The organism is Acidocella sp., assembly GCF_052326845.1.
Classification (GTDB): domain Bacteria; phylum Pseudomonadota; class Alphaproteobacteria; order Acetobacterales; family Acetobacteraceae; genus Acidocella.
Genome location: NZ_JBKQJR010000043.1, coordinates 1 through 10,841, shown reverse-complemented (window position 1 = coordinate 10,841; position 10,841 = coordinate 1). Strand labels below are relative to the sequence as shown.

At 64.3% G+C, this 10,841-nt stretch carries 10 protein-coding genes; 4 read left to right on the top strand and 6 right to left on the bottom strand.

From position 1 onward, the window contains the following. Positions 1–80: 80 nt before the first annotated feature. A complete protein-coding gene (ltrA, locus tag ACLPJJ_RS02960) occupies positions 81–1,430 on the bottom strand; it encodes a group II intron reverse transcriptase/maturase (protein WP_443589339.1) in 1,350 nt (449 codons plus the stop codon). A gap of 461 nt (positions 1,431–1,891) precedes the next feature. Then, entirely contained in the window at positions 1,892–4,597 is a 2,706-nt protein-coding gene (locus ACLPJJ_RS02955; protein ID WP_443589338.1) for a glycosyltransferase, read from the bottom strand. A 164-nt stretch (positions 4,598–4,761) separates the two neighbouring features. On the opposite strand from ACLPJJ_RS02955, the gene ACLPJJ_RS02950 reads away from it, so the two are divergent. Both ACLPJJ_RS02950 and ACLPJJ_RS02945 read left to right on the top strand, forming a co-directional pair. Then, positions 4,762–6,054: a hemolysin family protein gene (locus ACLPJJ_RS02950; RefSeq protein ID WP_443589336.1), complete on the top strand. Its 1,293-nt coding sequence runs from the start codon at positions 4,762–4,764 to the stop codon at positions 6,052–6,054. 61 nt (positions 6,055–6,115) lie between these two features. Beyond that, entirely contained in the window at positions 6,116–6,406 is a 291-nt protein-coding gene (locus tag ACLPJJ_RS02945; RefSeq protein ID WP_443589334.1) for a GIY-YIG nuclease family protein, read from the top strand. A gap of 164 nt (positions 6,407–6,570) precedes the next feature. On the opposite strand, the gene ACLPJJ_RS02940 is transcribed toward ACLPJJ_RS02945, so the two are convergent. Both ACLPJJ_RS02940 and ACLPJJ_RS02935 read right to left on the bottom strand, forming a co-directional pair. Then, positions 6,571–7,938 (bottom strand): amidase family protein, encoded by a 1,368-nt coding sequence (locus ACLPJJ_RS02940; RefSeq protein ID WP_443589332.1) that lies wholly within the window; start codon positions 7,936–7,938, stop codon positions 6,571–6,573. Beyond that, entirely contained in the window at positions 7,929–8,912 is a 984-nt protein-coding gene (locus ACLPJJ_RS02935; RefSeq protein WP_443589331.1) for a cysteine synthase A, read from the bottom strand. Before ACLPJJ_RS02935 ends, ACLPJJ_RS02940 begins: the two co-directional genes overlap by 10 nt. A 50-nt stretch (positions 8,913–8,962) precedes the next feature. Between ACLPJJ_RS02935 and ACLPJJ_RS02930 the strand changes: the two genes are divergently transcribed. Then, positions 8,963–9,373 carry a rhodanese-like domain-containing protein gene (locus ACLPJJ_RS02930; RefSeq protein WP_443589330.1) on the top strand — a complete coding sequence of 137 codons (411 nt, stop codon included), beginning with the start codon at positions 8,963–8,965 and terminating at the stop codon, positions 9,371–9,373. A 54-nt stretch (positions 9,374–9,427) separates the two neighbouring features. Here the strand turns inward: ACLPJJ_RS02930 and ACLPJJ_RS02925 are convergent, their stop codons facing one another. Together ACLPJJ_RS02925 and ACLPJJ_RS02920 are read right to left on the bottom strand one after the other, a co-directional pair. Further along, positions 9,428–9,622, bottom strand: coding sequence for a DUF1059 domain-containing protein (locus tag ACLPJJ_RS02925; RefSeq protein ID WP_443589329.1), 195 nt, complete (start codon positions 9,620–9,622; stop codon positions 9,428–9,430). Between the two features lie 45 nt (positions 9,623–9,667). Continuing rightward, positions 9,668–10,042: a cupin domain-containing protein gene (locus ACLPJJ_RS02920; protein ID WP_443589328.1), complete on the bottom strand. Its 375-nt coding sequence runs from the start codon at positions 10,040–10,042 to the stop codon at positions 9,668–9,670. A gap of 609 nt (positions 10,043–10,651) precedes the next feature. Between ACLPJJ_RS02920 and ACLPJJ_RS02915 the strand changes: the two genes are divergently transcribed. Continuing rightward, positions 10,652–10,841 (top strand): nuclear transport factor 2 family protein (locus tag ACLPJJ_RS02915; RefSeq protein ID WP_443589326.1); only part of this gene is annotated, 190 nt, incomplete at its 3' end.

Sequence of the window (10,841 nt, the reverse complement as noted above, 5' to 3'; positions counted from 1 at the left end):
AGGGGGCGATCATCACTGATCGCTCCCCTGCCACACCACCCGGCATGCGGGTCCGCACCGGGCGGTTCGAGAGATTGAGGTTAGGCGAGTCTGGGCATTCCTAGCTGGTCTGCCCACGCGATTGTGAGGACGGAGTTGAGGAGCATCCCGCTGTTGCGCCACCAACGGCGGGCGTTTCCCGCCACCTGCTGGGCCACATTAGGTTTGGCCCCCAAGGCCGTCAGTTCCCGGAAGATAGTCCCGCCGCGTTTCCATTGCTTGAGCTGGATGGCCCGCAGGCGATGACGCATCCATTCGTCCAGCTCTCGCCAGACTCTTGGTGTGTGCGCCAACCTGAAGTAGGCCTTCCATCCCAGAACGAACGAGCGTAGCCGCTCCGTTATCGTGTGCAGGGAGCGTCCCGTTACGCGGGGCGTCAATTCACGGATGCGGACCTTGAACGTCTTGATCGCCTTGCTGGCAACCCGCCGTTTGACCACGCCCCCCGGCGCCACCCAGAAGGCGTAACCGAGGAATTTGCGGCCAAAGACGCTGGCGACGGCGCTCTTGGTCTCGTTCACCGTCAGGTGGAGTTGGCCGTAGAGCCGCCGTAGCAGAGCCATCACCCGCTCCCCCGCCCGCTTAGACCGCACATAGACGTTGCAATCATCGGCATAGCGGCAGAAGGCATGGCTCCGCCGTTCAAGTTCCTTGTCCACTTCGTCCAACAGCAGGTTGGCCAAGAGCGGCGACAGCGGCCCGCCTTGCGGCGTGCCACGGTTCCGCTTGATGGTCGCATCCCCATCGGCGATGTCGGCATTCAGATAGGCCCGAACCAGGCGGATGATGCCTGGATCATGGATTTTCCGGCGCAGACGGTCGATCAGGATGTCGTGGTCAACCCGGTCGAAGAATTTCTCCAGGTCCACATCCACCACGACGCGCCGCCCGGACTGCACGAACGATTGCGCCGCAAGGACGGCATCGTGCGCGCTTCGCCCCGGGCGGAAGCCGTAGCTGTGCTTGCTGAAGCTAGGATCAAGGATCGGCTGAAGGACTTGCAGGAGCGCCTGTTGGATCAGGCGGTCCAGCACCGTGGGTATGCCAAGCTCGCGCTCGCCACCCCCCGGCTTCGGGATCATCACGCGACGCACCGGCGATGGCCGGTACGTCCCCTTCGACAGACTGTCGCGGATCGCGGGCCACGCGGTCCGCAGCATGGTGGCCGTCTGGTCGATGTCCAACCCGTCCACACCCGCCGCGCCCTTGTTGGCCCGCACCTGCTTCAGTGCCCGCAGAAGGTTCTCGCGCGCCAGGACCGCACTCAGCAGTCCCGGCCCGGTGTCGTTCAGTGCCCGTGGCGGGAGCTCGGCTTCGTCAAGACCCGAGTTTAGACGGGCTTCACCCGCTTCCCTCTCCGATCTCCCGGTCGCTTCCGGCATCTGACGCATGGCCTCATACATCCTCGGGTGAACTTCACTCTCTCTCGTTCGGCCCTTCGCTAACGGTCTCCCGCTGACTACTACGGCCTCGGCTGACTTCTCGCTCCGGCTCGACACCGTCGCCCTTTCAGACGTGAGGCGAGATCTCCCCAGGTAAGAACGCACTCCTTCGCTGCACGACCGCCGAATTTACGCTACCGCCCCTTGGTCACAAGAGCTTCGCGGTTTCGTGCCCGCTCGCCCTGGTCGGCAGCGCCTCATATCCAGTTCTTGTTCATCGGCCCGCAGTTTCGATCCACGCTTCCTCCCCACGGTCGGTCACCCTTCCGCAGTTGCGCTTCACTTCGCTCGCTGTGACCAGCTTACGATGGGACTTCCACCCACAAGAATGCGCCCATGCTGGGCGCACACGCAAAAAGGGCCCCGAAAACGGGGCCCTTTGCCGAAGTGCAGAACAGGGAGGCTCTTGCTTAGTCGCCAGCGGCCGGGTGCATGGCGCCGAGCGAGACGGGCGCCTTGGCAGCGGCAGGCAGCACCACCGGCTTGGCTTCCTTCGCCGGCATGGAGGCCAGGATGGAGACACCGACCGACGCCAGATAAGGCATGGACTGGGTGAACAGCACCGCGACCCAGAGCTTGGTCTCCAGCGTCGCCCAATGGTGGCCGAAGCCAACACCCAGCGCAGCACCCCAGGTGAGGGCCAGGAGCACCAGCTCCTCGCGGGCCATCACCAGCCCCTGCACCAAAGCGGGGGCGTCCTTCATCTTCGGCGTGCGCAGGAAGGGCAGCTTGTTGGTGAAGAGCCCCTTCCACACCGCCTTGCCGATGCTGTGGGAGAGCGCCAGCCCCGCCACCGCCGCGCCGACGCGGTCCATAAAGCCGCAAGGCACGCGGTTCTTATAGAGGGCCAGGATCTGCACGATCTTGAAGAAGAACAGGCCGATCGAGGGCAGCATGAACAGGGCGATCGGGAACTCGAAGCGCACCGGGTCCAGGATCAGCCCAACCGACCAGGCGAGGCCCATGGTGAGGAACACGATGCCCAGCGCATCGCCGAACCAGGGCAGCCAGCCGGTGATGAAGTGCCAGCGCTGGCCGAGCGTCAGCTCCTTGTTGAAGGGGTTGAGCAGAGCGCTGGCGTTGGCGCGGACGATGCGCATGGCGCCATAGGCCCAGCGGTAGCGCTGCTTGCGGAAGGCATTGTAGTCGTCCGGCATCACGCCCTTGCCGAAGGACTTCTTGGAGTACACGGCCTCGTACCCGGCGCGGAACAGGCGCAGGCCCAGCTGGCTGTCCTCGGTGATGCACCACTCGGCCCAGCCGTGCTCGTTCAGCAGCGCCTGCTTGCGCACCAGGGTCATCGTGCCATGCTGGATGATGGCGTTGCGCTCGTTGCGGGTGACCATGCCGGCGTGGAAGAACCCGGCATACTCCCAGAACATCATCCGCTTGAACAAACCGCCGTCATTGTCGCGGTAGTCCTGGGGCGACTGGGTGAAGCCGACCTTCGGGTTGTCGAAGGCGGGGACCATGCAGCGCAGCCAGTCCGGGTCCACCAGATAGTCGGAGTCGATCACACCGATGATCTCGGCATCCGGGGCGGTCTCGCGCAGGGCGAAGTTCAGCGCGCCGGCTTTGTAGCCCTTGTACTTGCCCAGGGTGAAGAAGCGGAACTTGGGCCCGAGGCGCGCGCAGTGCTCGGCCACCGGCTCCCATACCGCCGGGTCCATGGTGTTGTTGTCGATGACCAGAACCTCGAAGCGGTCGTAATCCATCGCGGCCAGGGCATCGAGCGTCTGCTTCACCATGTGCGGCGGCTCGTTGCAGATGGGCAGGTGGATGGAGACCTTCGGCAGTCTTGCGCTGGACGGAGCCGGGATCGGCTCGTAATGGCGCTTGGCAACGCGGCCGAAGATGGTCTCGACCAGGTCGAAGCTATCGGCGATCAGCAGGAAGAGCAGCAGCCCCTGCCCCGCGGCCAGCGCACCCCACACCGCGGCGGCGCCGAGGGAGAGATAGGTCTCGCTCATGTTCATGAACAGCATGGCGAGGATGGCGGTGAAGCCTTCCACCAGCGCCGCGAAGGTGAACTTGCCGATGAAGCGGATGTCCGGCCGGCGGGAGAGCAGCAGCATGGTGGCCGCCAGCGAGGCCAGGCACGCGCCCAGCGCGTATTCGAGCCAGTTCGGGTTGTTCTCAACCGCGCCGGTCAGCGACCACTTGGCCTGGCGGTCCAGGGTGAACATGCCCCAATACCCGGCGGCGCGGCCCTCGAAGCTCGTCTTCCACGGCTGGTCGAAGGCTTCCATCACGAAGTAGTCGATGTGGTCCTGCTGGGCGAGGTTGAAGAAGTCGCGCAGGAAGCGGGCCTGGTTCACGTTATTGGCGCGGGCGGCGCCGATGTCGATGCCGTCCGACGGCCAGCCGATTTCACCGATGACGATGCGCTTGTTGGGGAATTTGTCATGCACCGCGGTCAGGCGGTTCATCGCGTCCTGCACGGCGATGTTCTCGGGCACGCCTTCCCAGTAGGGCAGCAGGTGCACGGTGATGAAATCAACCTGGTTGGCGAGTTCAGGATGCTTCAACCATACATGCCAGGGCTCTGCGGTGGAGACGGGCACATGGGTCTGCGCCTGCACCTGCTTGATGTCGGCGATGAGCTGCGGAACGGTGAGGTCGGCGCGCAGGACGGTCTCGTTGCCGACCATGATCTGCGTCACGTCCGGGTTGGCGTTGGCCACCTGCACCAGCTTGGCCAGTTCCTTGGCGTTGGCGTCCGGGTGGCGGTCCAGCCAGCCGCCAAGCGTGACGTTGAGGTGCATGCCCTCGGCCAGGGCCGGGATCTGCCCCAGATCGCCCTCGACCGTGTAGGTGCGGATGTTGTGGGTGTATTTGGCCGCGAAGGCGAGGTCGGACTTGATCTCGGCCGTGCTCGGGTAGTTGCCGGTCTCCGGGCTCTCCCCCTTATGGAAGGGCGAGAAGGCGAAACCGCCGATTTCGCCATGATACGGGGCGATGTTGGTGGCGGGACGGTTGACCGCGCCCCACAAGCCAAACGCCACCACGCCGACGCCGAGGGCTGCCGCCCAGGAACCCGGGTTGCCCCAGCCCTTGCGGGGCTTGACGGTGGAGATGTGCGCCTCCTGGCGGTGGATTTGCGACTGGTACGTCATGGCCTTGCGATCCGAAAAAACCCGGGATTAGCCCCGCGTGTAACGATTTATGACGGTCCAGTAAGGCGTTGCGTGGGCGCGATTGTGTCCCAACTAAGGCAAACCGTGCATCAGCCATGCGCGGCATGGCTGCACGCCACGCAATTTTTCGATACAAGCATGGCATGGTCCTCGCTCTTCAGCTCTTCATCCTGGCTCTGCTCATCCTGCTCAACGGCGCCTTCGCGCTCGCGGAGCTCGCCCTCGTCTCGGCCCGCCGGGCCATGCTCGGCCTTATGGAGCGCGAGGGCGTGCCCGGCGCCGCCCGCGCCCGCATATTGGCGGACAACCCGCAGAGCTTCCTCCCCGCCTCGCAATTCGGCATCACGCTGATCGGCATCCTCACCGGCGCGTTCGGCGGCGACCAGCTGGCCGCCCGGCTGGAAGTGCCGCTCTCCCGCATCCCCCATCTCGCCCCCTATGCCTCGCCGGTGGCGGTGGCGGGCACGGTCATCGTCATCACCTTCCTCGTTCTGGTGTTCGGCGAGCTGGTGCCCAAGCAGTTGGCGCTGCGCCACCCGGAGCGCGTGGCCACGGCGATGGCCGGGCCGCTCAACGTGGTGGCGCGTGTGGCGGCCCCGGCGGTGTGGCTGCTGGGCAAGACAACCTCGCTGGTGCTGCGCGCCTTCGGCCCGGCGCCGGAGAGCTCCCGCGCGGTGAGCGAGGAGGAGCTGAAGGCGATTCTCGTGGAGGGCGCCGAGACCGGCGTGCTGGAGACGGAGGAGCGCGACATCATCGAGCGCGTGCTGCGCCTGGCCGACAAGCCGGTACGCGCGATCATGACGCCGCGCACCGAGATCGTCTGGCTCGACCGCACCGCGCCGAAGGAGGACATCATCTCCCGGTTGCGCACCGCGCCGTACTCGCGCTTCGTGGTGTGCGACGGCGCGATCGACAACGTGGCCGGCGTGGTGCAGGCCAAGGACATTCTGGACCGCGTGCTGGCCGGCAAGGAATTCTCGATTGCCGCGGCGGTACGCCATCCCATCGCGATCCCCGACTCCGTTACGGCGCTGGAGGCGCTGGACCGGCTGAAGGGCGAGGCGCTCGGCATCGCCCTGGTGCTGGACGAATACGGCAGCTTCGAAGGCATGGTGACGGCGGCGGACGTGCTGGAAGCCATTGTCGGCGACGCGGATGATGCCGGTCCGTCCGCACATGCGCCGCAACAGGCATCCGATTCAGTATACGAGCTGGACGGGCTGACCCCGGTGGACGAGACAAAGGCCAGGCTGCACCTGCCGACTTTGCCGAATGAAGGGAGCTACCACACGCTGGGCGGGCTGATCCTGGCGCTGCTGCTGCGCCCCGCCCGCGCGGGCGACGCCATCGTGTTCGGCGGCTGGAAGTTCGAGGTGCTGGCCATGGACGGACGGCGCATCGAGCGCGTGCGGGTGGCCAAGGAGGGGGGGGATTAACCCCGTCATTGCGAGCGCAGCGAAGCAATCCATCTTTTCCAAGACAAGCGCGGTTCACGACATGAAGCAACCCGCCGTTTACATATTGGCGAGCCGGAAGAACGGCACGATCTATACGGGCGTGAGTTCAAACCTCATCCAACGCATCGCCCAGCACCGCAATGAAACCACTGGCGGATTCACCGCTAAATATGGCGTAAAGGCGCTTGTCTGGTACGAAATTCACGAAACCATGGAGTCCGCCATCCTCCGTGAGAAACAGATCAAAGCTGGCTCCCGCGCCGCGAAAGTCCGGCTGATTATGCAGAACAACTCGGATTGGCTTGATCTCTATGATGGGCTGCTCACGTGAAGATGGATTGCTTCGCTGCGCTCGCAATGACGCCAATATAACGCAACCGCCCGCACCGTCATTGTGAGCCGCGCAAAGTGCGGCGAAGCAATCCATCGTTCCAGCCAGTGACATCGAAGATGGATTGCCGCGCCGCGCTACCGCGCGGCTCGCAATGACAAATCCTATCCCACCGCCCGTTCCAGCGCCCTTGCCACTCGCAACACCACATCATCGCGGTAAATCGGCGCGGCAATCTGCACCGCCGTCGGCAGCCCGGCGGCGTTCACCCCCATGGGGACAGAAATCGCCGGCTGGCGGGTGAGGCTGAACAGGAAGGTCCACGGCGCCCAGTTCCGCAAAAGTGCGGCCACGGGGTCGTCCACCTTCGCCTCGGCCAGCGGGGCGCAATGCGGCACGGCGGGGCAGAGAATCGCGTCCACCTCCAGCGCCGCCATGACATGCGCCGCCTCCACGCGTAGCGCCTCGGCCTGCACCAGCTCCAGCGCCGGGGTGTCGCGGAACCGCGCCGCCACTGCCAGCAATCCGGGGTCGAGCAGCGCGCGCTTGTCGGCGGCCTGCATATCCACCACGCGGGCCAGGGCCACGCCCCACAGCTTGGCGAAAACCTCGGAAACATCCGGCAGCTCGGGGCTGATCTCGCGCACCAAAGCCCCCTGCTCTTCCAGCGCTTGGCGTGCCTCCTCCAGCGCCTGCATGCCGTCCGCGTCCACCGGGGCGGGAAAGCCCGGGCTGTGCAGCAGGCCGATGCGCAGGCCACGCACCCCGTCCTCGATGCCCGACAGGAAATCGCGCTTCGGCTCGGGCAGGGAGAACGGGTCCGCGGCGCAGAACCCCGCCAGCGCGGAGAGCATCAGCGCCGCGTCGCGCACCGAGCGGGCGAGCGGCCCGGCCACGGCAATGTGGCCAAACGCGCCCAACGGCCATTGCGGCACCCGGCCGAACGTCGGCTTCAGCCCAACAACGCCGGACCACGCCGCCGGGATGCGGATGCTGCCCCCGCCATCGGTGCCCACATGCAGCGGGCCGAAGAACGAGGCCGCCGCTGCCGCCGCGCCCGAGGACGAGCCGCCCGGCGTGTGCGCCGTGTTCCACGGGTTGCGGGTGATGCCGGTGAGCGGGCAGTCGCCGGGCGATTTCCAGCCAAACTCCGTGGTGGTCGTCTTGCCGATAATCACCGCCCCCGCTTGGCGCAGCGCCTTCACCAGCGGTGCATCCTCGGCGGCGGGGGTGGGGTCTGTCGCCTTGCTGCCGCGCCGTGTCGGCAGCCCGGCCACATCCACCAGATCCTTCACCGTCACCGGCACGCCGTCCAGCGCGCCGCAGGGACTGCCCTCGGCCCAGCGCAGGGCGCTCGCCCGCGCCGCCTGCAGCGCCTGCGGGTTCATCACGGCAAAGGCGTTGATCTCCGGGTTGCGCCGGGCGATGCGCTCCGTCACCGCCTGCAGGGCCTCCAGCGGGTTGAGCCGCTCGGCGGCATAGGCGGCGAGCAGTTCCTCGGCGTCCAGCGCCGCGGGATCGGTTACATCCATGAGGGCACCGGCAGGTTCTTGGAGCGCAGGAATTCGGGGTTGAACAGCTTGCTCTGGTAGCGCGCCCCGCCGTCGCACAGCACCGTCACCACGGTATGGCCGGGGCCAAGGTCCCGCGCCACGCGGATCGCCGCCGCCACGTTGATGCCGGCCGAGCCGCCGACCGAGAGCCCCTCATTGCCCAGCAGGTCGAACACCTGCTCCAGCGCCTCGGGGTCCGGGATGCGCACGGCATCGTCGATCGCCACGCCCTCCAGGTTGCCCGGCACGCGGGACTGGCCAATGCCCTCGGTGATCGAGGAGCCGGTCACGCTCAGGTCGCCAGTCTTCACCCAGCCATAGAGCCCGCTGCCCTCCGGGTCCGCCAGCACGATCTTCACCCCCGGCTTGCGGGCCTTCAGCGCCAGAGAAACACCTGCGAGGGTACCACCAGTACCGCAGGCGCAGGTGAAGGCATCCACCTTGCCGCCGGTCTCTTCCCAGATCTCCGCGCCCGTGGTCAGGCGATGGCCCTCCCGGTTGGCCAGATTGTCGAACTGGTTGGCCCACACCGCGCCCACCTCCTCGGCCAGACGGCGCGAGACATGCACGTAATTGTCCGGGTCCTTGAACGGTTTGGCCGGCACCAGGCGCAAATCCGCGCCGATCATGCGCAGGAAGTCGATCTTCTCGCGGCTCTGCGTCTCCGGCATGACGATGATGCACTTATACCCCAGCGCGTTGGCCACCAGCGTGAGCCCGATGCCGGTATTGCCCGCCGTGCCCTCCACGATGATGCCGCCCGGCTTGAGCCGGCCCGTGGCCTCGGCGTCACGGATAATGGCGAGCCCTGCCCGGTCCTTCACCGAGCCGCCGGGGTTGAGGAACTCCGCCTTGCCCAGAATCTCGCACCCGGTGGCGGCGGAGGCCCGTTTCAGCCTGATCAGCCTCGTCCCCCCGATTGCCCCGATCAGCCCGTCCGCCACTGTTTCCATTCGACCCTGTCCTCGCTATGTTGCGTCAAACCTATACGCCGGGGGATATTATGATCGAAGATGTCGCGCCACGACAGGTGTGGGAAGCGCTCATGAGCAATCCGTCCGCCGTGCTCTGCGATGTGCGCACGAGCGCGGAGTGGAGCTTTGTCGGCCTGCCGGACCTGATCCAGACGGGCAAGCAGCCGATTCTAATCCAGTGGCAGGCCTACCCCACCATGCAGCAAAACCCTAAATTCGTGGAGGCGCTGACCGCCGCCCATGTGGAGCCGGAGCAGCATGTGTACTTCATCTGCCGCTCCGGCGCGCGCAGCATGGCGGCAGCCCAGGCGGCTAAGGCGGCGGGATACAAGCATGTGTATAATGTGAAGGACGGGTTCGAGGGCCCGGCCGACCCGCGCGGCCACCGGGGCAATGTGGCGGGGTGGAAGGCCGAGGGCCTGCCCTGGAAACAGGGGTAAATCCGCAAGGCGGTGAACAGCACCTTCGTCACCGCCCACCCATGGGTACCAAAATCAGGCGGAGGGCATGCCTTCCTTGAAGGCGTGCTTCAATTGCTCCCGAAATTCCGGCGTGTCCTTGTGGCCGTGGACAGCCACCGCATGTTGCACGGCGACTTCCATCAGCTCTTTCTCACTGTCAGCGGAAATGGCGACGGTGCACTTCGTCTCGCCAGGAAATTGCCGACAGTCGACATATTTGCGCGCCATGATTGTCCCCTTACATTTCGTTGCGTGTAAATTCAGCCAAGCCAGCTAACCTGTTTGCTTGGCGTAGTTGCTGGCCCCGAACCAATCGACCACGATAACAGGCTCATCACCAACCACCCATGCGTCATGCCCCTTGGGCAGGGACGTTACGTCCCCCGGACCGGCGACGATTTCGGTTCCATCGTCCATCAGGATCGCAATCCGTCCGGCCACGTGATATTGAAAGTGCGGAGCCTGGCAGCTGGAGGTCTTGGCGATCGGTTTGACGTCATTCGACCATCGCCAACCAGGGTTAAGGATCAGACGACCAACCTCTGCGCCGCCAACATTGAGAATTTCGAGTCTGCCATTTGGGAAGTTCCGAATTTCATCCGGGCTTTTGAATGACTTATGCTCGGTTTTTTGATCAAGCTTTTGCATTGCATTCTCCTTCCTCGCATCAATGCGCACTGGCAAATATGTTTTTCGGTCAATCTGCCTAATTCAAGAAGTCACTGGCCATGGCCAACTTGCCCGACTTAATTAATAAATTCTGAGTGCGCGCCTAGTGATATCGGTTCAGTGACAAACACTTCCCCCAGAGAATTCCTCACTCTGTTGAAACTCTCCTGAACGGCCCTTTACGGCAAGCTTGTTATACGCCGCCCCAGGAAAGGCCGCAACGATTCTGTCACTGCGCAACACCGGCAATTTAACAACCTAAACGGCCGTTGCCGCTGCGTTGCTATGCACTCTGCCAGCGAGCAACGGACCTTTGATTTGCTTTTTTACAGACAGCAAATCATGTTTTTACAAAACAGTAACCAGACAGAGCGGGTGACGGTCACCTCGGTTGCGATATAAGGAAACTCCGTTCTGGCAACCGGGTACCAGATGAACTGTGTACCGCCGTTTTGCATATTCGCATTTTTCGAGACCTGTGTTGAGCTTCTGTGTTCCACAAACGCAGACGACTCATCACATGTACGTCTGTTGCTACGAGATGTGACGGGCGCTTTTCATCCAAGAGTTTTTTAGGAGGAAACAAAAATGGCAAATCTAGATCCGCAAGAAGCCCGCAATCTCGCCATCGTGCGGCGCGGTTACGAGGCTTTTGCAGCACGCGATATGGAGGCCATGAAGACTGTCATGGCGCCTAATGCGCACTGGCATGAACCCCCCACCAAGTTGTTCAAGGGGGATTTTGATGGTCAAAAGGCCATCCTGGACTATTTCGGCC

Excerpts from the sequence above, each read along its gene's own strand:
- ACLPJJ_RS02935 (WP_443589331.1), bottom strand. The coding sequence starts at position 8,912 with ATGGAAACAGTGGCGGACGGGCTGATCGGGGCAATCGGGGGGACGAGG.
- ACLPJJ_RS02955 (WP_443589338.1), bottom strand. The coding sequence starts at position 4,597 with ATGACGTACCAGTCGCAAATCCACCGCCAGGAGGCGCACATCTCCACC.
- ltrA (WP_443589339.1), bottom strand. The coding sequence starts at position 1,430 with ATGCGTCAGATGCCGGAAGCGACCGGGAGATCGGAGAGGGAAGCGGGT.
- ACLPJJ_RS02945 (WP_443589334.1), top strand. The coding sequence starts at position 6,116 with ATGAAGCAACCCGCCGTTTACATATTGGCGAGCCGGAAGAACGGCACG.
- ACLPJJ_RS02925 (WP_443589329.1), bottom strand. The coding sequence starts at position 9,622 with ATGGCGCGCAAATATGTCGACTGTCGGCAATTTCCTGGCGAGACGAAG.
- ACLPJJ_RS02920 (WP_443589328.1), bottom strand. The coding sequence starts at position 10,042 with ATGCAAAAGCTTGATCAAAAAACCGAGCATAAGTCATTCAAAAGCCCG.
- ACLPJJ_RS02940 (WP_443589332.1), bottom strand. The coding sequence starts at position 7,938 with ATGGATGTAACCGATCCCGCGGCGCTGGACGCCGAGGAACTGCTCGCC.
- ACLPJJ_RS02950 (WP_443589336.1), top strand. The coding sequence starts at position 4,762 with ATGGTCCTCGCTCTTCAGCTCTTCATCCTGGCTCTGCTCATCCTGCTC.
- ACLPJJ_RS02930 (WP_443589330.1), top strand. The coding sequence starts at position 8,963 with ATGATCGAAGATGTCGCGCCACGACAGGTGTGGGAAGCGCTCATGAGC.